Origin of the sequence: Chryseobacterium jejuense (genome assembly GCF_017877355.1) — a bacterium.
GTDB classification, from domain to species: domain Bacteria; phylum Bacteroidota; class Bacteroidia; order Flavobacteriales; family Weeksellaceae; genus Chryseobacterium; species Chryseobacterium jejuense_A.
Genome location: NZ_JAGIPR010000008.1, coordinates 18,472 through 44,218 on the forward strand (window position 1 = coordinate 18,472; position 25,747 = coordinate 44,218).

Here is a 25,747-nt window from a genome sequence, read left to right on the forward strand (position 1 = left end):
GCGCTTTAAAATTCACAAAAAACGAAATAACAAAATAATTTTATGATTTCACAATTTCTACACATACTAAAACTATGTGTTATAAATATCTGAAGGAAATTTTATTTCTTAAGTATAAAAACAATCCAAAAACCTTTCTTCATTAGGGTAATACAAAGTTCTTATAGGTATCAATAGAGTAATTGGCCTTTTTGGCATTAAAAAATGAAAAAATACAAAAGTTAAAAAATACAATAAATAGAAGCCCTGAGAAAATAAATCGTCTTTCTATTTTAGGAACAACTGAAATTGCATTTCCCATAAGTAACATTACAAACCCCATAAAAACCCCTACTAATCTGGAGCTTAAGATAGGGTTTTCCCTTAGAATGAAAAATGCACATATACCTATTATGGTAACGTTTCTATAATACTCATAATAAGGACTTTTTTCTTCTAATTTATCATTAAAATATATAATAAAACCTGTATAAAGAACCATTAAGATTTCAGGTATACCAAAACCTCCATTAATCCTCGCATACTGTTCATCCATATATCCATTAACTCCATCTGAAATTGCAGTACCCCCTGCTATCATATTCAAGAAAACACCGAGTTGTTCATAGATTTTAAAGGGAGACAATATCATTGAAACTAGGACTAATCCAAAGATTAAGAATTTGTTCATAGGAACTCTAACCAACCAATACAAAGGCAAGGTTGCCCACGCCGAAGTATGAAATCCTGCGGCTAGAAATACGCAGAGAAAGTACTTCAATAGCTTCCTCTCTTTAATAAAGATAAAAGAATAAAACATAATTCCTCCCGCCACAGACTGTCTCATCTGGCCCCCTGTAGAAATTAACATTCCAGGAATAAACCCTAATAAAAGTAAGAGGGTTGGATAATCCGAATTGGCAATTAAAAATTTATATACTAATGTCAGCGAAATGATGGCCACCAATAGAGTAACTACATAAAAAGGAAGCCCTAGATCATATACTACCCTGTTCATCAAAATATATATCCATTCCACCCCTAGTTTGGGAGTATTGGTAAAAGGAATATTACTCAGAAAGATTGTCTTATAATCATAAAGATAAGAATAGTCATAAATTCCTCTATAAGATCCGTAATCTGGTCCTACCTCATTCCGAAGCCCAATCAAAATAATCTGAAAGAAACAAATTGTATATAATATTCGGGGGTCTATATAGCCACCAGAATATTCTTGAAAAGTAAGAAATAATAAAATTAAAAAAACAATTAAAAAATAAAGGGGTAATATATCCATAATGCTAATTTATCTAAAAATCATATATCCTTTAAAATTATTTTACGAATAGCCAAACCAAAGCATTAATCTCCTTAGTGGCGCCGCTATCTCAATCCCAGTAAAGCAAGAAGGAGCTCTGTAAAGAAAATTGGACAGAAAAATTAACAATATAAAACTCATATTTTTTTTAGAATAAATTGTTTTATAATCAAAAACTGATATTTTAGAATCAGTACTTGGCAAAAGAGAGATAATCAATAAACTCCAGAAGATAAACAAATTGTAAAACCACCTTCCAATATCAATTGCAATCAGAAACAAGGGTATTGTACACAATAAGCAGACAAAAAAGAAGAGCACCAATCTCCGTATATCTTCTTTCTTAAATTCTTTGATATATAAATAGAAAATCACATACACCAGCTGCAATATGAAAGTTATACTGTAAAGTGAATAGTCATAAAGGTGTTTATAGTAGTAATCTAACTTAATAAACTCATTTTCTTTCCATGTAAAAATATTATCATTTTGCAAATTGATTCCACAAGCTTTAATGATGTCCAATGTGTATTCTGATCCGACACTTTTCATACCTCCAAAAAAAATAATCAAAGTAGGAATACAGAATGATAATGAAATCAGGATAATCTTAGAAAGCTCAATCTTCTTTGTATGAAAATAATATAAAGTAACAAAACATGGAAAAAAGAAAACAAAACTTTCATGTATAAATACCGAAACAAAAAAAATGAAATACAAAAAATACCATCGCCACTTGCTTATGTTACCCTTTGTAAGGGTATAAGTAAAGAAAGATAGCATAAACCATAAGACACCATCCTTTCTTGCCCCCATGCCAGAGTCGGAAACAAATCCCCATAAACAGAAAGGTGTAAATAGAAATACAAAATCAAGAATATTATATTTTTTCAAATTTATTAGCCGTACCAGATAATAGAAGAAAAGAAAATGGAAGAGAAACTGGAAGAAAAATACGATATACTGTACTTTAATCTGAAACTTCTCGTACATGAAAAAAACGATTGTTCCCAACAATCCTCTTCTTTTAAACCCTCCATCCTGATAATTAATAAGCCAGTCACCAAAAGGATAACCATTAGCAATGATGTACGCGAAATAAATCTTAAAAATCAAAAAAAGAGCGATAAAGAATAAAAAAAATCGCAAAAAGTAGTTTGTAATAGAACTCATTTGTGTGTTAATACTATTAATTTGGAACCTCACAAAGGTAATTAATTTCGCAAAAGGAATTATTAATATACCTTAAAGTTTTTACTGAATATCCATAATTACTCCTAAGACTATAATATTGGCAACACCAAACCTATCAATCATCATATGAAGTACTTTCATCTGCGGAACACCGCTTTGATTATCGATAGATTCTTTTGCTCTTTTATTAATCTTTTCTGAAAGATAAGCTTCTCAAAATTTGGCTTTAAAATAGTATACCTGCTTATTCCCTGTATCTAGATTTTCAAATGGAATATTTTTCAACCTCCTATTTTCCTGCAGATCCACGACCTCTCCTTCAAGTGCTCCCCATCCTATAGTCCAAATTAAAGTCATGCACATAAAACCAGAACGAATATTAAGTATTTTAATTCTATAAAAAAACCGCCTCAAAAACTGAGACGGTTCTAAATTTCACATTAATTCATATTATTCTTTGATAATCTTCACTATGGTTTCAGAATTATTAATTCTTACTAAATAGGCTCCGGATAATAAAGAAGAAAGATCAGTCTGTTCATTTTCAAACTTACCTGATTTTACCATCTGACCAGACATATTATAGATCTGATAGTAATACTCTTTAACACTGTCATTACCTTTGATATATAATATACTTTTCACAGGATTAGGGAATAACTCAAGTTTATTTTGGGTTATTTTATCCTCAATTACTGATTTTGCTAAAATATTAGTTGCTCTAGCGGCAGACAATGATGTGATCTGCAGTTTAGGAATTGGGCCTAACTCATTTCCGTTTTCATCGTATTTTACTTTAACACAACGACAGTTTTGAGCAAAATATGGATCGGCATTACTGCTAAACGGAGTTAAATAATTTCCGGCATACTGTATCTCTGTTCTTAGCGCCCTTCCTGTATAATTGGAACCTAAAGCACCTAACCAAAAGCCACCGAAAGTATAATCAATAAAATTATAATCCGGAGCTGCAGGGGTTGCATCTATGGTATTTCTACCTCCTCTTACTCCCAAATTGGCAAAGCTTCCTATATTATAAGCAGGATTGTCAAAAGAGTATCCAACAGCTACGGAACTTGATGGACTTCGGTTAATTCTTGTTCCTCCATAATTGTTAGGAATGCTTACTCCTGTAGTAGGTTTATAAAAAGGAGTTGCTCCTATACTTGTGTTGGATACCCCTGTTAAGTCAGGAATTCTCCATCCTTCCGGACAAGGATCAAAAGGAGACTTTTTACCACCTCTTCCCCATCTTTCCGGAGCCAGGTTAGGCTCATTTGCCAACCAGTCTGCACCATTGGTGTGATTAGTATCCGCTGATTTCGTGGTCATAGTAGGAACCATGAAGATCATTGGATTTTTCACAGAATAAGATAAAACTTTGCTGATTTTATCCGCTACTTTATCTGTAGCCAGTACGTTGGCCTGTACAGAATAATCAGGATATTTTTTAAGATAGGAATCCGAATAATAAGTTGTTGCTGCAAGGGTAGTATATGTAACACTTCCATTGGCCTGTACGGTTCCTAAATAAACCGGAGCTGAGTTTCTGTTGGCATTTACAAAAACAGGCAGCGGATCTTTTCTACCCCATTGGAAGTGTAACCCTCCGGTAGAAGTAGTTTTATTGGCTTCTGCAATAGCCTGATTAGCTCCAAGGTCTCTATCCATTATTTCTGTTTTGATGACTTCACCAGGTTTGATGTAATTAATATAATTAACAGCAGCCTGATTAGGTAATTCAGTAACATAGGTAACAGAGCTGATAGGCGTATTGGTTACCCAAATATGCCAGCTCCAGTAAATTGGATTTGTAATACTTCCGTTATGTAAGGTAACTACAGCATTCCCCGACTGGTTCGGAGCAATTTTAACATTGATATTGGTGTTAGAAATATCAGCCAATGAAGCTGGAGCTGCATTAGAAAGTGAAATATTGCTGATTAAGCCGGTAGCAGTAGACCACAACACATTAGCTTTCAAATCATTGAAATTCGATGGATTCAGAATATCAGTATTGTTAAGCAGTTTGCTTTGAGCAGAGAATGCTTTACTGATTGGGATCTGAATGATAGATTCTGCTGTATTTTTAACAATAGTATAAGAGTTTGGATTGTTTAATCCATCAGCATATTCAACAGCATTATTAAAGTACTCGGTAGGGAAGTTATAGTTATTTACTTCATACAAAGGATCTTTAATACATCTGCACCCATTAGCCCCGGAAGTTGCTCCTGAACCTATAGGATAATATTGATATCTTCCTGTGATGGAAGGTAAAGAAGGATCAGGGACATCCGGCTGATCTCTGTCAGGAATCATACGGAAACCTCTGGCTGATACTACAGGGGTTGCATCAAACCATTTTGGCATTGTTGCTGTCCATAAATACGTTTCGTGCTGATCTGTATACTGCCCTTCATGGTAATTTCTCACAAGAACACCTGTACCTGGGAATATCCCCATATTATTTCCTCCTACATTGCTTAGATCTACACCCACATTGTTGTAAATTTTGAAACCTTTCATATAAGCAGGAGCACTGTTATCATTAGGTTTAATGATATGATATTTATTCGCTTCAAAAGTATTGATGGATATATTATTCTTGATACCAAACGGGCTAAAATCTACCCTTAAATCATCAATATAGCTTCCATTTCCTAAATTGGAAACCAATACAGAAGGAACTCTCCATCCGTTAGGACATGGATCGAAAGACGATTTATCTCTATACGGATTGGCACTAGTATCACTATTATAATTTCCGCTTGTGATAAAGCCTTTTGAGTTATCAGACCATAAGTTTAATTCACTTAATCTATTGGCTGGCAACGTTGTTGAATTACCAAACCAGTTTACCTGAAGATTGGCGTTGTTGTTATAAAGGGCCTGTCCGGAATTGTCATCCTTGTTTACATAAATTAAGCTTAATGGATTTTTAATGGATAAACGTAGATTATTGGGAACAGTAGCATTGGATAATGTTACCGTTTTAATCAAATTATCTATCTTCTGAGACCCATTCGCCATGTTTCTGGACTGTCTGTGTCTTATTCTTCCAACAGATCCCGAAGCTTCATAGAAGTCATTTCCTTTGTATGCCAATGGAGGAATTGGATCTTTTCTTCCCCATTGGTAAAGCAGACCTCCATTTTTGTTAAATTCAGTTCCTGTAATGGTATTACTTAAAGCTCCCAGATTTCTGTCCATCCATCCCCAGTCTGAATCAGGGATTAATTCTACAGTTCCGTCAGTTTTTTGTCTTTTTACTCCATCAAAACTTTTATATGTTGAACCATTTGTAGGATCATCAGTAACCCATACATGCCAAGACCAAAAGATCTCTCCGTTTACTTTGTAAGCGATTACAGCATTCCCTTCTTTAGTTTTGTTGATTGGAACTTTTATTTTTGCCTCTTCTCCGGAACCTAGAATTTCCAAGCTATAATTTTCTCCAGATTTTATTAATCCATGGATATCTTCCCAATATACATCTGCTGTCACAGTGCCTGAAGGGATAGGGCTTCCTCCCATAAGAGGATTGGAGTTCCACATTTTATAAGCCTTTTTTACAGGGATATAAAGACCATCTACTTCAGCATTAGTTTTCTTATCCTTACCCGTAAAGATATAGCTGTTTGGAGCTTTGGACCAGTCTCCATAGTCAGATATAGCTCCGGAGTTAATTGTAAAACAGGTAACAGGACATTCCTCTGTGATTGGATTTGTAAAAATCCCTACATATTTAATAAATTTATTAATCTCGTTTTCTATATCCATCAAAGGCCTTGAAGGACCGTTCCAGCTATTGATTACTTTTCTGTTTCTAATGGCACCCACACCGTACAGTGATGCCTGAGAAGTATTACTTAATGAAAAGTTTTCGGAACCGGGACCTCTCTGTTTATTATTTAGCGGTGGATAGCCAAAATCGTTGGTCGTATTGTAGTTACTTATAGCAGAAAGAGCAATATACTGTCCGTTGGCTTTATACACTCTTAATCCTGTAACCTTACTGATCACAATAACAACAGGCTGCTGATTGGTAAATACATCCCCCAGTTTTTCATTGATATAATTATAAAGATTATAATATCTGTTTACAAGAGCATTAGGATTGGTAAAATCCAAATATCCTCTACCCCATGGTTCTCCTCCTTCTTCCGGTGGTAAAAACCAGTTGCTGAAATTAATAAAGAAACTTTCATTTGAAAATTTTCCTGCAAACATATACACCGGATCATGATAAGAGAACTCGAAAGGACTGGTATCACTGTTCTGATAAATATATTTCTGCGAACTTGCTATCGTAGGAAGATTATTCGGGTTTGTAATGTTAACCACCGGTGAACTGGCATTGGAGTTATCTAATGCGGCATTTCCCTGGAAAGACAAAACAATATCATCCAGTTTTCTTACCAGATGCTGGGAAGTTACCCTGTCTTTTACTCCTGAAACAGTTCCATTCGGATTATATACAACAGTTCCATTCTTTTTAGGGGTAAACAGAAGAGTGTACTGGTTTTCATCCAAATCACAGTTCCCATAAGTGTAATCCGATTGCTTGTAATGGTTTACAGTTTTATTCCATGTAACTGATGACCAATTTGTCACCGTTTCATTTGAACTTAATTCAATTTTAACGGAATGTGCATTCAAAACTGATGACGGCAGCTCAAAATTGGCTGTAAGATCTTCATCATAGTCATAATTCCCTGCAAAAGTTTTGCACCATAAAGATACCCAGTTGTTTTGGGCGTCCTTGTACTTGATGGTAACTTTTACATCTCCTGCAGTGGCGGGTTTTTGAAAGTTTCCTTTCATAACTACCAATCCCTTCTCATTCACATTCTGTGAAATGATGATAAGAGGATCCAGATCATAGACACTTGGAGGCAAAGCAGTCATATGTTTGAATCCAATACTGGTCTCACCGGGCTTGGGGACAGTTGTTGTCCTTGCCCATGTATGAGACGACGCAATACAAAGTACTGCAGCAAAAATCTTTAAGGTCGATTTTTTTTTCATACGTATAGAATTAAAAGTGTTTTTAGTGGGTAAAATGAAAGTATAATCCAAATAATACATTGGTTATCAAAGTAGAATTAAAAAAATATTCCAATCCCAATCTTAGCAATTAAAGCCAGGATTTTATTTTTTTATCTGGAATATACGATTGATTAAATCAGATTCTTGTGAGTAGGTTTCAGAGGTAACGAAATGAGAAACCTGTTAATGGGTAGAAAGTATTTTTTTTCATGTTTATATGTTTTTAGTTTTTCTATTGTGTGTTTTTTCAACTTTAAAAATTTCAGATGAAACTGATCTTTAAAGTCTTAACAAAAATAGAAAAAAAATATATTCCCACAATAGAGATATTCTATATTTGAAAAACCAATAAGATAAATCAAAAATAGGTGATTTAGAATATCATAAAGCTTGTTTATCATAAAGAATATACAAAAAATGCTGCTCTACCTGAATAAAGTAAAGAACGTTCCCTATTTTTTAGATTTTCCTTCTCCGAATTTGGGTCAAATATAAAAAGTTATTATTGATAAGTCTTAAAACATATTCTAATATTCTTATGATATTAGATTGAGGTAATTTTAAAAAAAATTTCAAAAAAAGCTTAAGGGCAATCCCATATCAATTCTCAGTTCATATAATAGAATACATTTTGTGTTTTAATATTGTTTATTTGAAACGATGCACCAGTAATTAATTTCACAAAAGGAATTATTAATATACCTTAAAATTTTTACTGAATATCCGGAATTACTCCTAAGACTGTAATATTAGTAATAATAAGACTATCAAAGAGTTTTCTTCAAAAAGAACCGTCTCAAAACTGAGACGGTTCTAAATTTCACATTAATTCATATTATTCTTTGATAATCTTTACTATGGTTTCAGAATTGTTAATTCTTACTAAATAGGCTCCGGATAGTAAAGAAGAAAGATCAATCTGTTCATTTTCAAACTTACCTGATTTTACCATCTGGCCAGACATATTATAAATCTGGTAATAATACTCTTTAACCCTATCATTACCTTTGATATATAATATACTTTTCACAGGATTAGGGAATAACTCAAGTTTATTTTGGGTTATTTTATCCTCAATTACTGATTTTGCTAAAACATTAGTTGCTCTAGCTGCAGACAATGAGGTAATCTGCAATTTAGGAATTGGTCCTAACTCATTTCCGTTTTCATCATATTTTACTTTAACACAACGGCAGTTTTGAGCAAAATATGGGTCGGCATTACTGCTAAACGGAGTTAAATAATTTCCGATATACTGTATCTCCGTTCTTAATGCTCTTCCGGTATAATTGGAACCTAAAGCACCTAGCCAAAAACCTCCATACACGTAATCAATAGCATTGAAATCCGGAGAAACCGGAAGAGCTTCTATGGTATTTCTAGCTCCTCTTACTCCCAAATTGGCAAAGCTTCCTATATTATAAGCAGGATTGTCAAAAGAATATGCAATAGCTGCGGAACTATAGGGACTTCTGTTAATTCTTGTTCCTCCATAATTATTAGGAATACTGATTCCTGCAGTAGGTTTATAAAAAGGAGTTGCTCCTATACTTGTGTTGGATACCCCTGTTAAGTCAGGAATTCTCCATCCTTCAGGACAAGGATCGAAAGGAGACTTTTTACCACCTCTCCCCCATCTTTCCGGAGCCAGGTTAGGCTCATTTGCCAACCAGTCTGCACCATTGGTGTGATTAGTATCCGCTGATTTCGTGGTCATAGTAGGAACCATGAAGATCATTGGATTTTTCACAGAATAAGATAAAACCTTGCTGATTTTATCCGCTACTTTATCTGTAGCCAGTACGTTGGCCTGTACAGAATAATCAGGATACTTTTTAAGATAGGAATCCGAATAATACGTTGCAGCAGCAAGTGTGGCATAAGTAACACTACCATTTGCCTGTACGGTTCCTAAATAAACCGGAGCTGAGTTTCTGTTGGCATTTACAAAAACAGGCAGCGGATCTTTTCTACCCCATTGGAAATGTAATCCTCCGGTAGAAGTAGTTTTATTGGCTTCTGCAATAGCCTGATTAGCTCCAAGGTCTCTATCCATTATTTCTGTTTTGATGACTTCACCAGGTTTGATGTAATTAAGATAATTAACAGCAGCCTGATTAGGTAATTCAGTAATATAGGTAACAGAATTGATAGGCGTATTGGTAACCCAGATATGCCAGCTCCAGTAAATAGGGTTGGTAATACTTCCGTTATGCAATGTAACAACAGCATTCCCCGACTGGTTCGGAGCAATTTTAACATTGATATTGGCGTTAGAAATATCAGCCAATGAAGTTGGAGTAGCGTTAGACAATGCAACATTACTGATTAAACCTGTAGCAGTAGACCACAGCACATTAACTTTCAGATTATTGAAATTCGCTGGATTCAGGATATCAGGATTGCTAAGCAGTTTGCTTTGAGCAGAAAACGCTTTACTGATTGGGATCTGAATGGTAGACTCAGTTGTATTTTTAACAATCGTATATGAATTTGGATTGTTTAATCCATCAGCATATTCTACTGCATTATTAAAGTACTCGGTAGGGAAGTTATAGTTATTTACTTCATACAAAGGATCTTTAATACATCTGCATCCATGAGCTGCGGAAGTTACACCTCCAGTTAGAGGATAATATTGATACCTTCCTGTGATGGAAGGTAAAGAAGGATCAGGGACATCTGGTTGATCTCTGTCAGGAATCACACGGAAACTTCTGGCTGAAACGGAAGGTGTTGCATCGAAAAACCGAGTCATTGTTGCTGTCCACAAATACGTTTCGTGCTGATCTGTATATTGTCCTTCATGGTAATTCCTTACAAGCATACCCGTACCAGAGAATATTCCCATGTTATTTCCTCCTACATTGCTTAGATCTACTCCTACATTGTTGTAAATTTTGAAACCTTTCATATAAACAGGAGCACTGTTATCATTAGGTTTAATGATATGATACTTATTAGCTTCAAAAGTATTGATGGATATATTGTTCTTGATACCAAACGGGCTAAAATCTACCCTTACATTATCAATATAGCTTGTATCTCCTAAATTGGAAACCAATACAGAAGGAATTCTCCATCCGTTAGGACATGGATCAAAAGGTGATTTATCTCTATATGGATTGGCACTATTGTCACTACTCAAATCTCCGTTTGTAATAAAACCTTTTGAGTTATCAGACCATAAGTTTAACTCACTTAATCTATTGGCTGGCAACGTGGCTGCATTACCAAACCAATTTACCTGAAGATTGGCATTGTTATTATAAAGTGCCTGTCCGGAATTATCATCCTTGTTTACATATATTAAGCTTAAGGGATTTTTAATAGATAAACGGATATTATTAGGAACCGTGGCATTGGATAAGGTTACCAATTTAATTAAATTATCTATTTTCTGAGAACCATTAGCCATATTTCTGGACTGTTTGTGTCTTATTCTTCCAACAGATCCCGAAGCTTCATAGAAGTCATTTCCTTTGTATGCCAATGGAGGAATCGGGTCTTTTCTTCCCCATTGGTAAAGCAGACCTCCGTTTTGGTTATAATTGGTTCCAGTAATGGTATTCCCTAAAGCGCCTAGGTTTCTGTCCATCCATCCCCAATCCGAATCAGGGATTAATTCTACAGTTCCGTCAGTTTTTTGTCTTTTTACTCCATCAAAACTTTTATATGTTGAACCATTTGTAGGATCATCAGTAACCCAAACGTGCCAAGACCAAAAGATTTCTCCATTTACTTTATAAGCAATTACGGCATTTCCTTCTTTAGTTTTGTTGATTGGAACTTTTATTTTAGCATCTTCTCCGGATCCTATAATTTTCAGACTGTAATTTTCTCCGGATTTTATTAATCCATGGATATCTTCCCAATATACATCTGCTGTCACTGTACCAGAAGGGATAGGAATTCCGCCCATAAGTGAATTAGAACTCCACATTTTATAAGCCTTTTTTACAGGAATATAAAGACCATCTACTTCAGCATTGGTTTTCTTATCCTTACCCGTGAAGATATAACTGTTTGGAGCTTTGGACCAGTCTCCATAGTCAGATACAGCTCCTGAATTAATTGTAAAGCAGGTAACAGGACATTCCTCTGTAACCGGGTTGGTAAAAATTCCTACATATTTAATAAACTTACTGATCTCGCTTTCTATATCTATCAAAGGTCTTGACGGACCATTCCAGCTGTTGAGTACTTTTCTGTTTCTAATGGCACCCACACCGTACAGTGATGCCTGAGAAGTATTACTTAATGAAAAATTTTCGGAACCGGGACCTCTCTGCTTGCCATTAAGAGGCGGATACCCAAAATCATTAATTGTATTGTAGTTACTTATCGCAGAAAGGGAAATATATTCTCCGTTGGCTTTATAAACTCTTAATCCTGTAACCTTACTGATAACAATAACAACAGGCTGCTGATTGGTAAATACATCGCCTAATTTTTCATTGATATAGTTATAAAGGCCATAATATTTGTTAACAAGAGCATTAGGCTTGGTAAAATCCAGATATCCCCTGCCTAAATCCTCACCTCCATCAGACGCTAGTAAAAACCAATTGCTGAAATTAATAAAGAAACTTTCATTGGAAAATTTTCCTGCAAACATATACACCGGATCATGATAAGAGAACTCGAAAGGACTGGTATTACTGTTCTCATAAATATATTTCTGTGAACTTGCTATCGTAGAAAGATTATTCGGGTTTGTAATGTTAATCACCGGTGAACTGGCATTGGAATTATCTAATGCAGCATTTCCCTGGAAAGACAACACAATATCATCCAGTTTTCTTACCAGATGCTGAGAAGTCACCCTGTCTTTTACCCCTGAAACAGTTCCATTCGGATTATATACAACCGTTTCATTCTTTTTAGGGGTAAACAGAAGAGTGTATTGGGTTTCATCCAAATCACAGTTCCCATAGACATAGTTTGACTGTTTGTAGTGGCTTATTGTTTTACTCCACGTAATTGACTGCCAATTCGTAATACTTTCATTAGAGCTTAATTCAATTTTAACGGAATGTGTACTCAAAACTGATGACGGCAGCTCGAAATTGGCTGTAAGATCTTCATTATAGTCATAATTCCCTGCAAAAGTTTTACACCATAGAGATACCCAGTTGTTTTGGGCATCTTTGTACTTGATGGTAACCTTTACATCTCCTGCGGTAGAGGGTTTTTGAAAGTTTCCTTTCATAACTACCAATCCCTTCTCATTCACATTTTGTGAAATGATGATAAGAGGATCCAGATCATAGACACTTGGAGGCAAAGCAGTCATATGTTTGAATCCAATACTGGTCTCACCGGGCTTGGGGACAGTTGTTGTCCTTGCCCATGTATGAGACGACGCAATACAAAGTACTGCAGCAAAAATCTTTAAGATGAATCTTTTTTTCATACCAAAAGAATTAAAAAGTGTTTTAGAAGGTAAGATGAATGTATAATCCAAATAATATTTTGAAAATCAGATAGAATTCAAAACACTATCCCAACCCTAACTTTATCGACAAGTCAGGGTCGTAAATTTATTATCTGGAAAACAGGGTATGTTAAATCAGATTCTTATGAATAATTTTAAGAGGCTGCGAACAGAGTAATCTGTAAATAGGTAGAACGTAATTTTTTTATGATTACGTGTTTTTTAGTTTTCTGGCTATGTGTTTTAGAAATCCTTAAAAATTCCAGATATAGCTGATCTTTAAATTTTTAACGAAGTTACCAAAAAAAATAAAAAAAAATCTCATAATAGAGAAATTCTATTTTTGAATAAAAATAGATCATAAATGAAAAATAAATAATTTACCCCATCATAAACCTCATTTATATTGAAAAACATTCAAAAAAACATCACATTAAAATTGAAAAAATAAATAAATCACATCACTGTTTTTTATATTTTTTCTGTTTTAGGTTAATTATAACAAGTTATTTTAAAATGTATTTTAATAGTCTTATGGGGCTTAAATCTAATTGTTTTTTTTTAAAAAAACTTCAAAAAAAGCTTTAGGGGCAACCCCATATCAAGGCCCAATTCATAAGATGGGACACGATAAATAAAGTCAGCAACAAGAATAAGAGAAACGAAAATTATATTTTTATTATTTATCAAAGATCTGTCCATTATTTTCATCCCACCTTTCCTATCAGGAAGCTGGAAAATAAGGATAATAAAGAAAAGAATAAAATGATTATACAACCATCTTCCCACATCAATAGCGATTAAAAACAGAGGAACAGTAGATATAATCAATATAAAAAAAGTGATTAACAGAAATTTCTTATTAGATAGTTCATCTTTCTTAATGATAAAAATATAATAGAGAATGAAGAATATCTGTAGTGTGAAACTCACTAAATAAAGACTGACCGTATTTAGATGCTCCTCATAATATTTTGTTTTAATCAATTCATTTTCTTTCCATTGAAAAATATTTGAATCCTGTAAACTGATACCACATTCTTTAACAAGCTGAAGGGTATAGCCATAATCCGGGTTCATATTTCCCATTAAAAATATAAGTGCTGCAGGAATATAAAAAGCTAATACAATTTTAATTGTTCTTTGAAAATCGAGCTTCCCTGTATGAAGAAATAGGATAAATAAAAAATAAGGGGCGTAGAAAATAAAACTTTCATGAATAAAAACAGATAAAGAGAAAGAAATCAATAAAATATTCTCTCTAAATCCCGAATATTTATTCTTTATTAAAAAGTAAGTAAATAGGGTGAAAAGCAACCATAAAATTCCATCTTTCCTGGAACCAATTGCCGCATCAGACAAGAATCCCCAAAGGCAAAACGGGGTAAGAAATAAAAATACATCTATAATATTTGTCTGTTTAAGTTTAAACAACAATGACAAAATATAAAAAAACAGAATATAAACGATTGCCTGAACGACAAAAACAGAATACTGGAGTTTTATTGAGAATGAATCATATAAAAAAACAAAAACAGTCCCTAGGAGCCCTCTTCTTTTAAATCCACCATCCTGATAATTAATCAACCAATCCGCGAAAGCAAACCCATTACATGCATAATAGGCAAATCCAATTTTAAATAAGCAAAGAATAGTAACCCCTACAAGGTACCACCATTCTAATTTAAATCCTTTCAGTGCTCTTTTCATCGAACTAATTTATTATGAATTTCACTGTTTTGGTATCACATTTTTAAACTGATGGGCAGCCACTACAATTCCTGTAAGAATCAATGGTAAAAAAAGTCTTGTTTCCCAGAAAAGGCCTACCATAGCAATCATTATCAGATATGGAATGGCAAAGAAAAGGTACTTTCTTATGAGCATTTTTCCTTTATCATTACACAACAGATAACTGAAATATAAACTTATTATTCCAAACAGAAGACCACTCAGGTTAAAAGGACTGCTGAAATTATCAAGGAAATAAACTCCTTCCACAAAAGAAACATCCTGATGAATCGTTATTCTAAGCCCGGCATAAGGAACAATAAAAGCAATCACCAAAAAGACAAGTTCTTTGATAAAAGTAAAATCTTTATTTTTTAATTTTTCAAAATCAATGCACATTGCAGCAAAGAAAGAAATATTCAGGCATGAAGTTTCTCTTGCCAACGTAGAAATAAATACCACTGCGCATAAAAGAATAAAATCTGTGAGTTTCCTGTGCTCTAGATATTTCAATGTGAGTAATGCTCCCCAAAGATAAAAGAAGATTGCAATAGAATCACAGTTGGTGGGAACATACTGTATAATAACAATAAAAAATATCGCCAGCAGATGGATCATTCTTCTGATAGTAAGATGCAAGGCACCTAGCTTAAGAAGCGCATGCAAAACAACCGAGGATAAAATAAAAAAGAAGCTGTTAATCAGAAAAATACTGTGATAAAATAATGTTCCCTGCTTTAAAAGAAAGTTTTTCAGAAAGGGAAGATAATTATTCACAATGAAAGTCACTACTTCTGTAACATGTACACTCAGATAATTGGGAATTACTCTGTAAGCATATACAGAAGCGAACATAAAATCAGGAGCCTTTTCCATGGTTTTCAATCTTACATAGGAAGATTCAAAGCCATAGTAAGCCATAGCAAACAGCAGAAACGGGAGTACTGCTACAAATAGAAATCCGTTTATTTTTTCATCATTTTTTTTCAACATATCAAAAAACAGATTCTTATTTTTTTAATAATAATTATGGTTTAAAATACATTTCATCAAAAGGGAACTTTTACAAAAGTAGAATATTTTATTGATTTTCAGCCAAAACTTGTCCTGAATTATTTTGATGTAATTCATAAAAATTTAAATTTGCAGACTTGATTCAAACGCAATGCATCGCTTTTTTATATTTTTATATTATCTGATTTCCAGAAACAAAATTCTTTCTGTTTTTACAGCATTAGGAATTGCTCTCTTATGCCTTTTCTTTGCTTCCAAGATTAATTTTGAGGAAGATATTAACCAGATCATCCCTAAAAATGAAAAGTCGGATCTTACCGCAAAGGTGCTTAAACAACTTAATTTTTCGGATAAAATTATTGTTATCATAGAAAATAAATCTAATGAAGACAGCTTCCAGCTTTCTGAAACTGCGGATACTTTTTTACAAAAAACAGAACCATTACAAAAGTATATTGGCTCCATTCAGGGAAAAATAAATGATAACGAAATCTCTGAAACCTTTGATTTTGTGAATCAAAACCTGCCATTATTCCTCAATGAAAATGATTATAAAGAGATTGAAAGGAAACTTCAAAAAGACAGCATTGCCAAACAAATAGAGGATAATTACATTTCATTAGTTTCTCCTACCAGCCTTGTCACTAAGGAATTTATAAAAAAAGACCCTCTGGGACTAACTTTTTTAGGAATCAAAAAATTAAATGCCCTGAACATCAGTAAGGACTTCAAACTGGAAGACAGCTATATTGTAACCAAAGATGGTAAAAACCTCCTGCTTTTCATTGAACCTAAAAACAAAAGTAACGATACAAAGGCCAATGAAGCTTTTGTTGACCAGCTTAATACCATAAAAAACAATCTCAATAAACAGTTCAGGGGAAAAACCGAGATCAGTTATTTTGGTTCTCCGGTCATTGCCGTTGCCAATGCCAAACAGATCAAAAAAGACATTCAGAATACGGTTGTGATTTCTATGACAGTACTTTTGGTTCTGCTGATTTATTATTTCAGGAATTTCTTTACCCCAATTATTGTGTTTCTTCCAACAGTATTCTCTGTTTTACTGGCTTTATTGGTCTTGTACTTTATTAAGGATAAAATTTCTGCCATTTCATTAAGTGTAGGAGCTATCCTTATCGGAATTACCATAGATTATGCATTGCATATTCTTACTCATTATAAACACAATAACAATATTGAGGAACTTTATAAAGAGATCACCAAGCCTATTATTTTGAGCAGTGCAACTACTGCTGTTTCTTTTTTATGTCTGGTATTTGTAAGATCTGAAGCATTAAAGGATCTGGGACTTTTTGCCGCCATCACTGTTATTTTATCTTCCGTTAGTGCCCTGATTATTGTTCCACAGCTTTATAAGCCTAAACATGTCAAAGAGAAACTGAATACCAACTTCATTGATAAAATCGGATCATACCCGTATGAAAAAAACAAACCTTTGATTATTGGATGTTCCATCATCATTCTAGCGTGTTTGTTTGGATTCAGGCATGTAGGCTTTAATGAAGATATTGGGGATCTGAATTACATTCCGAAAGAAATGAAAATCAGTGAAGCTAAACTTCAGAAACTATCGGATATTACTTCTAAATCCATTTATACGATTTCTTATGGAAACTCTGAAGAGCAGGTGTTGGCAAGAAACTCTCAATTAAACATATTCCTGGAACAGGAGAAAAAAGAGGGCAAAATTCTTAGCTATAACTCAATCGGAAGCATTGTTCTGTCTGAAAAAGATCAGCAAAAGAAAATTGAGGAATGGAAAAGCTTCTGGAATGATAATAAAAAGAATCAAACCGTTTCTGAGCTCATCAGCAATGGAAACAAATTCGGGTTCAACAGTTCAGCTTTTGACAATTTCAATGAGGTTTTAAATAAAAACTACTCTACATTAGACATCAAGGACTATGAAAAAGTAAAAGCTCTTCAGATCTCAGAGTTTATGAGCAATGAAAATGGTTTTTACACGGTTTCCAATGTAGTGAAAGTTGACGAGAATAAAAGAGATGCCTTCATTAAGGATATTGAAAAGAAACATAATGCCATTGCGATTGACCGCCAGCAAATGAATGAGAACTTTTTAGGTCTATTAAAAAAAGATTTCAATACGCTGATTAATTATTCCCTTCTGGCTATTATTTTAACAATTATTGTCTTCTTCAGGAATTTTGAACTTACTATTCTTACCATGTTTCCTATTGTTCTTACAGGAGTGGTAACCGCCGGAATTTTATATTTTTTAGGACTGGAATTAAATATTTTCAGTACAGTAGTTTGTACATTAGTCTTCGGAGTTGGGGATGACTTCAGTATCTTCCTTACTCAAGCCATGCAAAAAGAGCACACCACAGGGAAAAATGAGCTTCCGACTTACAGAACCTCCATTATCTTAGCAGTATTCACAACCATTTTATCTATTGGGTCTTTAATTTTCGCCAAACATCCGGCTTTACATTCATTGGCTTTGGTTGCCCTGATCGGAATGTTCTCTGTGATTATCATTACTTCTACCCTATATCCTTTCTGGTTTAGGTTATTGATTACCAACCGATCAAAAAAAGGACTTTCACCCATTACATTCAGACTATTTTTACGAGCTGTATTCTCATTCTTATATTATGGACTTGGTGGATTGGTATTTTCCGCCTTCGGAAGTATTTTCATTAAAAACTCCAAGGGAAAAACATTAGACATCATCAAATTAATCCTGGCTAAATTTTTAACATCTGTGCTTTATTCAAGTCCACTTGTTAAGAAAAAAGTTATTAAAAATCCAGCGGAAGACTTCAGTAAACCTGCTGTTATCATTGCCAATCATACTTCCTTTTTAGATACATTGGCTATTGCTATGGCAACTCATAAGATCATTTATCTGGTTAATGATTGGGTATATCAATCTCCGGTATTCGGAAGACTGGTAAGAGCATTGGGCTTCTATCCGGTTTCTCAAGGTATTGAAAACGGAATGGATCAATTGAAGGAAAAAATTGCACAGGGATATTCTCTTGTTGTTTTTCCAGAGGCAGAACGTTCTTATTCCAATGATGTGAAAAGATTCCATAAAGGAGCATTCTATCTTGCAGAACAGTTTGAACTGGATGTTCTTCCTTTATACATTCACGGAAATTCGGAAGTATTACCCAAAGGGGATTTCATTATCTATGACGGAAGCATTACAGTAAAAGTGGGAGAAAGAATCAATAAAGATGATCTGAACTTTGGTAAAAATTATTCTGAGAGAACAAAAAAGATCAATGCTTACTACAGAGAAGAATTCACCAAACTGAGGGAAGAAATTGAAGATGAAAATTATTTTAAAAAGCAGTTATTCCTAAGCTATTTATATAAGGATAATGAAGTAGTGACAGAAGTAAAGAAAGACTTCAATGCCAATAAATCGGTTTACTTTGAATTGAATAAACATATTGCTGTGGATGCCAACATTCTGCATATTGCTGATGATTTTGGACAAAAAGATGCTTTACTTACTCTTTATCAGGCCAGCAGAAGAATTTTTTCGTGGATTAGAAATGAAAATAAAAGAGCAACAGCCTCCAATAATTATCTGGTAAAAAGGAGAAAAATAAACTATATAAAAGATCTGTCTGAAGTGAATAAGAAGATTGATGTTCTCTTGGTTTCTGATGACAGTTTTAACATCAGCGATCTTGAGATTCTTCCTGAAACCATCATTTTCATCAATACAACAAACAAGGCAATAGAAAGTAAAAATCATACATTAAAATTCAGTTCTGAAGCATTAAAAGTATTTAAAACTGAATAATAAATATGAAAAACATATTTTTGTAAACACTAAAAAGATTCCATGAAAAAAAATATCCTTGTCATATATTATTCTCAAACCGGCCAGCTGGAGGATATTGTGAGAAATATTGCCAAGCCTTTTGAAACTCAAAAGGAAGAATATGATGTTACGTATTATAATATTAAGCTAAAGGAAGATTTTCCTTTTCCGTGGCCAAGTGATGTTTTTTTCAACACCTTTCCGGAATCTTATTTACAAATACCTAAGGAAATTGTACCGCCTTCAGAAGAAATCCTTAACAAAAAGTATGACCTCATCCTGTTCGGATATCAGGTGTGGTATCTCACCCCCTCTATCCCGATTATTTCATTTTTGAAAAGTGGTTATGCAGAGCGCATCCTGAAAGACACTCCTGTAGTCACCATTTCCGGAACCCGAAATATGTGGATGCTTTCTCAGGAAAAACTGAAAGTATATTTAAAAGACTTAAAAGCCCAACTTGTAGGGAATATTGCACTAGTAGACCGGCATGATAATTATACCAGCGTACTGACTATTCTTCGCTGGCTGACCACAGGACAAAAGGAAAAATCTGGTATGCTTCCGGCAGCAGGAGTTTCGGAGGAAGAAATTACAGGTTCTGTAAAATATGGAGAGATTATCGAAAAGCATTTTAAAAACAATGACCTGGAAAATTTACAACCAGATCTTGTAAAAAATGGTGCTATTGAAATCCGTCCGTTTTTAGTGCGTGTAGAAAAGGTAGGGAACAAGATTTTCACAGTATGGTCTCATCTGATTATCAAGAAAAAAGAGAAACGCCCATTGCTGATAAAATTCTTTAAGGTATATTTGATGGCTGCGATATGGATCATCTCACCTGTCGTTTTGGTGTTACACCTGCTTACAACCCCTATATTTTGGTTTAAAAGACAAAAACAAAAAAGATATTTACAAGGAATTAATTTAAAATAGAATGTACGACGTATTTATAACAAAAGCTTCAAAATTTTTACCCAATGAACCGGTATCAAATGAGGAAATGGAAACATATCTGGGGCTTATCAATGACGCACCTTCTAAAGCCAGATCACTTATTTTAAGAAATAATAAAATCACCACAAGATATTACGCTTTAGATAAAGAAGGAAATCCTACACACTCCAATGCACAGCTTACTGCAAAGGCAATCGAAGGACTTTTTGATGAGAATTTCAAAAAGGAAGATATGAAATTATTATCCGTGGGAACTACTTCTCCGGATCAGATTCAGCCTTCACATGCTTCTATGGTTCATGGTGAACTGAACATCGGGAAATCGATTGAGATCAATACAGCTACCGGACTTTGCAACTCAGGGATGAATGCCCTTAACTACGGATTCCTTTCTGTAAGAGCCGGTGTACAGGAAAGTGCTGTATGTGCAGGTTCTGAAAGAATGTCTGCATGGATGACTGCTGATAAATTCAACCATGAAGCTGAAAATTTAAAATTATTAGAAGAAAGACCTATCATCGCTTTCAAAAGAGAATTCCTTAGATGGATGCTTTCTGACGGAGCAGGTGCTTTCTTATTAGAAAATAAACCTAGAGAAAACGGTATATCTTTAAGAGTGGAATTCATTGATTTCTATTCTTATGCTCACGAGATCGAAGCATGTATGTATGCAGGATGTGAAAAGCAGGAAGACGGAAGCTTAAAATCATGGGCAGATTATCCATCTGATTCCTGGTTGAAGGACTCTATTTTCGCCATTAAACAAGACACTAAAATCCTTGATAAATATATTCTCGTAAAAGGTGCTGAAAGCTTAAGAGCTTCTTTCGATAAACATAATCTGGATCCTGAAAAAATTGACCATGTATTGGCCCATATCTCTTCAGGCTATTTCAAAGATGGATTGAAAGAAGAATTCGCTAAAAAAGGGATGGATTTTCCTGCTGAAAAATGGTTCTACAACCTTTCTGACATAGGAAATATCGGGGCTGGATCTATCTTCGTAGCATTAGAGGAACTGATGAACTCCGGAACACTGAAAAAAGGAGAAAAAGTACTTCTTTGCGTTCCTGAAAGTGGAAGATTTGCCTATTCTTGTTCTTTATTAACAGTCTGCTAATGGAAAACAGACTGCCAACATCCGATAAAGATTTTGTACAAAGCCTTATCCCACAACGTGCGCCATTTGTAATGGTACATGAGCTGTCAGAATATTCTGAAAACCATCTTATTTCCGGTTTTGAAATAAAAGAAGATAATCTTTTTGTTCATGACGGATTTTTTCAGGCTTCAGGGCTTATTGAACATCAGGCACAAAGTGTAGCACTGCATACAGGTTATAAGTATTATCTGCTTGGAAAAGATGCTCCTACAGGATATATTGGAGCCATTAAATCTTTTGAAGCCGAAATATTGCCTAAAATTGGAGATCAACTGAAATCTGAGGTAACCATCCTCAATGAAGTAATGGGAGTAACGCTTGTAGATATCGTCACCAAATTAAATGGTGAAGTAATTGCAAAATCTCAAATGAAAACTGCTGTAAAATAACTTTTAATGGAAATCAGGGAAGAAAATATCATCAATATTCACAACTTTTTACCGCATCGTGAACCGATGCTTATGGCAGACTATATCCTGGAACTGACCAAGGAAAAAGTAGTGACTTCCTTTGAAATAAAAGAAGACAATATCTTTGTTCATAACAATGAATTGGCTGAAGCAGGCTTAATTGAAAACCTCGCTCAAACCTGCTCATCTATCCTTGGACAAAGCTTCTTCGAAAACCCGGAAGCAGATACCAAAGTGATAGGCTTTATCACCAATATCAAAAAGATTGAGATTTTCGGACTTCCAAAAGTAAATGACAAGATCATTTCAAAAGCATCACTGATTTCCCAGTTTGAAAATATCTGCCACATCTTCTGCGAAACCTTCAACAATGATGAGTTGTTGATTCGGGCAGAGATTAACCTGTTTATCCAGGAGGTAAAATCGTAAAAAAGAAAAGAAAAAGATTATAAAAGCTGTACGTTTTGTGCAGCTTTTGTTTTTTAATGATTAGTTTTTAACGTAATGATCGCAAGGGTAAACAACATCATATTTCACGTGAAACATTCTACAATTCCGTGGAACACTCACTATCAGACAAGTAGGCTATTCAAACAAAAAAGTGGAACATTTCTGCTCCACTTTACCTATTATTAAAACTAAAATATTAGTATCCGAAGATCTCTTCAAGAGACACTTCCTGGAATGTTCCCATCTTGTTGATAGATTCCATATTCAGGTTTTCTTTTTTACCGATAATTGCTGTATTGTATTGTACAGGTTTTACTTCTGTATTATAGAACCCAGTCAGCTGAGGCAATGTCAATCCCTGGATTTCAGCATATGTATCTTTTCTCAAGTCATAATCAACCCCTAATTTTTTAAGTGCTAACTGGCTGAAGAAAATATTAGTTCTGTTAATCCTGTTGGAAGCGATCTGCTTTAATGCTGAACCTCTTGCGTTTTCGAACTGCGTTGGAATTTGTGGTAACTCCGCCATTAGTTCGCTCATTGCACTTACAGCTAATGGAAGTTTATTTGCCTGCGTTCCGATATAATTCGTGATATAGTTAGCATGCCCTTTTTCTGAAGCATTTGCATAAGAAACATAGGCAGAATACGCTAAAGACTTACTTTCTCTGATTTCCTGGAAAACGATAGAAGACAATCCTCTTCCGAAATATTCATTGAAAACATTGGCTTTTCCAAAGTTGCTTAGATTTACAGGACTTCCTTTCGCTACTTTAGCCATTTCCATCTGTACCATGTCATAATTCGTGAAATATACATTTCCAGTTGTTGCAGGCTCTGCATATTCCTTAGCTTTTGCAGGCTGTAGACTTGCGTTTACAATATAAGGCTGTACCGCTTTCTCCATTCCTGCTTTGTCCTGTCCATAAAGAAGTACCTCGTAAGGATATTGATTCAGCGTTTTTATTTTTTTCATTAACTCTACAGCATCAATGCTTTCAAGACGAGCTTTAGAAATTACATCTGTCATTCTTGAGTCTTTCCCATATTTTGCATAGTTGGAAAGAGCACCCATAATTCTCACTTTATCTTTTTTAGCAACTTCTCTGGCTTCAAGAATTGTTTTTACAGTTTGGCTGTAAATCGCTTTATCCGCTTTTACGTTTGTCATCCAATGATTCATCAGCTCCACCCCTTTCTTCATATTGCTTTCAAGCCCAGATAAAGTAACCGTAGTTTGATCGTTGGAAGTTCTGAAACTGTAAGAAATTCCTAACTTATAAAACTCTTCTTTCAACTGCTCCGGAGTATATTTATCTGTTCCAAGATATTCGAAAACAGTTCCTGCTAACGAAAGTTCCTTATCATTGTCTGTTCCGAAAGGGAAAACATAACTTACCTGAGCAATTTCATTGTATTTATTCTTTACAAAACTTAAGGTCTTATCTTTTACCTTCGAAGTCTGAATTGCTGTTTTATAATCAATGAATTCCGGTTTGATTTCAGTAACCTTAGTATTTAAAATATCTTTAAGGAAAGGTGATTGAGCTTCTCTGTTCAGTTTAATAGGAGTAATTCCTGGATTTTGTACGCGAACAAGTTTATCATTTACTCCTTTCTCTTTGTACACTACCACATAGTTATCCTTAAAGAAATCATTCGCAAACTTCACTACATCAGCCTTAGTGATCTTTTCATACTGATTGATCTCATCCAGCTCCTGTTCCCAAGTTCTTCCTTTGATATAAGAATCATAAAGCTCAGTCGCCAAACCATCAGCAGTTTCCAGCCCTTTCATACGCTGAACTTTTTTATCATTTACGATAGCTTTTAGCATCCAATCCGGAAACTGTCCTTTTTTAACAAGATCAAGCTGATCCAATAATAATTTTTTAGCCTCATCAAAGCTTTGTCCCTCTTTAGGAGTCACTACTAATGCAAACGTTCCATACATTTTGAATGGAGATTCGTAAGCTCCTGCTCCTAATGTTTTTTGCTTTTGGTTGATATTAAGGTCAATTAAACCGGCATCACCTCTGTTGCTTAAAATCTCAGCTACAACATCTGCCAGTCTCGCTTCCTGGCTTCCGTATGAATCTGTTCTCCACGCCATCGTCATTCTCTGAGTAGATGGACTTTTTACTGTTCTGGAAACAATTTGAGTCATTGGCTCTTCTGTTACCATCTTTTTCATCGGAAGTTCCTTGTATTTGAAAGCTCCGAAATATTGGTCAACTAATTTTATAGTTTTGTCAAAATCAAGATCTCCAACCAATACTACCGCCATGTTATTAGGCACATAATACGTATCAAAATACTTATGAATAGCTATCATTGATGGGCTCTTCAGGTGTTCAGAAGTACCGATAGTAGTTTGCTGTCCGTTAGGATGTTTTGGAAAAAGAGCTTCCATCAATGCATAGTTTACCAAACGTCCGTCATTATCCTGTGCCCTGTTGTATTCCTCATACACCGCTTCCAATTCAGTATGGAAAAGGCGAAGTACCAGTTCCGAAAAACGTTCCTTCTCAACTCTTAGCCATTTTTCAAGTTCGTTAGATGGAATATTGTTTTTGTAAACCGTTTCATCCAGCCAGGTATGAGCATTCGTTCCCGTAGCTCCTAACGAAGAAATAGCTTTATCATATTCATTCGCAATTGCAAATTTTGAAGCCTCCTGAGATACCTCATCAATCTTTTTGTAAAGCTCTTTTTTCTTTGCCGGATCTTTTTCTGCCTTATGCTGTTCATAAAGGTCAGAAATCTGCTGTAGCAAAGCTTTTTCCTTTGCCCAATCCTGAGTTCCAAGCTTTGAAGTTCCTTTGAAAACCATATGCTCTAAGTAGTGGGCCAATCCTGTATTATCACTAGGATCATTGTTTGATCCCGTTCTCACCGGAATATAAGTCTGGATTCTTGGAGCATCTTCATTTTTAGCCAGATAAACCTTTAATCCGTTTTTCAGGGTATACACTCTTACCCCTGCCAGGTCATTCTTTACCGTTTCATACGTATAGCCCTGGGTATCTGTTAGTTTTTGAGTATCGAATTTCTGAGCCATAGCACTAAGCATACAGAAAAGCGAAACAGAAATAAAAAGTTTCTTCATAGTGGTTATTTAATAATTTTTATATTCAAATTTCTAATCCATTAGTCTTATAACAGGAGACACTTGTTACAGTTTACTCCGTCATAAACATGCATCATAAGTATTAAC

11 protein-coding genes are annotated in these 25,747 nt (G+C 34.6%); 5 read left to right on the forward strand and 6 right to left on the reverse strand.

Features of this window, described 5'->3' with window-relative positions; all coding sequences use genetic code 11:
* Positions 1–142: 142 nt before the first annotated feature.
* The 5 genes from J2772_RS16310 to J2772_RS16330 all read right to left on the reverse strand — a co-directional run bounded on the left by J2772_RS16310 (position 143) and on the right by J2772_RS16330 (position 15,704).
* On the reverse strand, positions 143–1,276 hold the full coding sequence (locus J2772_RS16310) for an EpsG family protein (protein ID WP_262899067.1): 1,134 nt from the start codon (positions 1,274–1,276) through the stop codon (positions 143–145).
* A gap of 1,665 nt (positions 1,277–2,941) precedes the next feature.
* Positions 2,942–7,522: a T9SS type A sorting domain-containing protein gene (locus J2772_RS16315; protein ID WP_209918560.1), complete on the reverse strand. Its 4,581-nt coding sequence runs from the start codon at positions 7,520–7,522 to the stop codon at positions 2,942–2,944.
* An 856-nt stretch (positions 7,523–8,378) separates the two neighbouring features.
* Positions 8,379–12,959: a T9SS type A sorting domain-containing protein gene (locus tag J2772_RS16320; RefSeq protein WP_209918561.1), complete on the reverse strand. Its 4,581-nt coding sequence runs from the start codon at positions 12,957–12,959 to the stop codon at positions 8,379–8,381.
* A gap of 582 nt (positions 12,960–13,541) precedes the next feature.
* Entirely contained in the window at positions 13,542–14,690 is a 1,149-nt protein-coding gene (locus J2772_RS16325) for a hypothetical protein (RefSeq protein WP_209918563.1), read from the reverse strand.
* A 21-nt stretch (positions 14,691–14,711) separates the two neighbouring features.
* Complete coding sequence (locus J2772_RS16330; protein ID WP_209918565.1) at positions 14,712–15,704, reverse strand: hypothetical protein; 993 nt, start codon at positions 15,702–15,704, stop codon at positions 14,712–14,714.
* Between the two features lie 172 nt (positions 15,705–15,876).
* Here J2772_RS16330 and J2772_RS16335 point away from each other — a divergent pair, with 172 nt between their 5' ends.
* Genes J2772_RS16335 through J2772_RS16355 form a run of 5 tightly spaced genes read left to right on the forward strand, consistent with a single transcriptional unit; the run spans position 15,877 to position 22,509 of the window.
* Positions 15,877–19,530, forward strand: a complete 3,654-nt coding sequence (locus tag J2772_RS16335) for an MMPL family transporter (protein ID WP_209918567.1) — start codon at positions 15,877–15,879, stop codon at positions 19,528–19,530.
* Positions 19,531–19,572: 42 nt separating this feature from the next.
* The gene (locus J2772_RS16340) at positions 19,573–20,487 is read left to right on the forward strand and encodes a dialkylrecorsinol condensing enzyme DarA (RefSeq protein ID WP_209918569.1); all 915 of its coding nucleotides are present in this window, start codon (positions 19,573–19,575) and stop codon (positions 20,485–20,487) included.
* A 1-nt stretch (position 20,488) separates the two neighbouring features.
* Positions 20,489–21,628 carry a beta-ketoacyl-ACP synthase III gene (locus tag J2772_RS16345; protein ID WP_209918571.1) on the forward strand — a complete coding sequence of 380 codons (1,140 nt, stop codon included), beginning with the start codon at positions 20,489–20,491 and terminating at the stop codon, positions 21,626–21,628.
* Entirely contained in the window at positions 21,628–22,059 is a 432-nt protein-coding gene (locus J2772_RS16350) for a hypothetical protein (RefSeq protein WP_209918573.1), read from the forward strand. Before J2772_RS16345 ends, J2772_RS16350 begins: the two co-directional genes overlap by 1 nt.
* Positions 22,060–22,065: 6 nt before the next feature.
* Complete coding sequence (locus tag J2772_RS16355) at positions 22,066–22,509, forward strand: ABC transporter permease (RefSeq protein WP_089739202.1); 444 nt, start codon at positions 22,066–22,068, stop codon at positions 22,507–22,509.
* 217 nt (positions 22,510–22,726) lie between these two features.
* Here J2772_RS16355 and J2772_RS16360 read toward each other — a convergent pair whose 3' ends face one another.
* Positions 22,727–25,639 carry an insulinase family protein gene (locus J2772_RS16360; protein ID WP_209918575.1) on the reverse strand — a complete coding sequence of 971 codons (2,913 nt, stop codon included), beginning with the start codon at positions 25,637–25,639 and terminating at the stop codon, positions 22,727–22,729.
* Between the last annotated feature and the right edge of the window lie 108 nt (positions 25,640–25,747).

Bases quoted from the DNA above. Each gene is read 5' to 3' on its own strand.
- J2772_RS16340 (WP_209918569.1), top strand. From the start codon at position 19,573: ATGAAAAAAAATATCCTTGTCATATATTATTCTCAAACCGGCCAGCTG.
- J2772_RS16350 (WP_209918573.1), top strand. From the start codon at position 21,628: ATGGAAAACAGACTGCCAACATCCGATAAAGATTTTGTACAAAGCCTT.
- J2772_RS16320 (WP_209918561.1), bottom strand. From the start codon at position 12,959: ATGAAAAAAAGATTCATCTTAAAGATTTTTGCTGCAGTACTTTGTATT.
- J2772_RS16355 (WP_089739202.1), top strand. From the start codon at position 22,066: ATGGAAATCAGGGAAGAAAATATCATCAATATTCACAACTTTTTACCG.
- J2772_RS16325 (WP_209918563.1), bottom strand. From the start codon at position 14,690: ATGAAAAGAGCACTGAAAGGATTTAAATTAGAATGGTGGTACCTTGTA.
- J2772_RS16315 (WP_209918560.1), bottom strand. From the start codon at position 7,522: ATGAAAAAAAAATCGACCTTAAAGATTTTTGCTGCAGTACTTTGTATT.
- J2772_RS16335 (WP_209918567.1), top strand. From the start codon at position 15,877: ATGCATCGCTTTTTTATATTTTTATATTATCTGATTTCCAGAAACAAA.
- J2772_RS16330 (WP_209918565.1), bottom strand. From the start codon at position 15,704: ATGTTGAAAAAAAATGATGAAAAAATAAACGGATTTCTATTTGTAGCA.
- J2772_RS16310 (WP_262899067.1), bottom strand. From the start codon at position 1,276: ATGGATATATTACCCCTTTATTTTTTAATTGTTTTTTTAATTTTATTA.
- J2772_RS16345 (WP_209918571.1), top strand. From the start codon at position 20,489: ATGTACGACGTATTTATAACAAAAGCTTCAAAATTTTTACCCAATGAA.
- J2772_RS16360 (WP_209918575.1), bottom strand. From the start codon at position 25,639: ATGAAGAAACTTTTTATTTCTGTTTCGCTTTTCTGTATGCTTAGTGCT.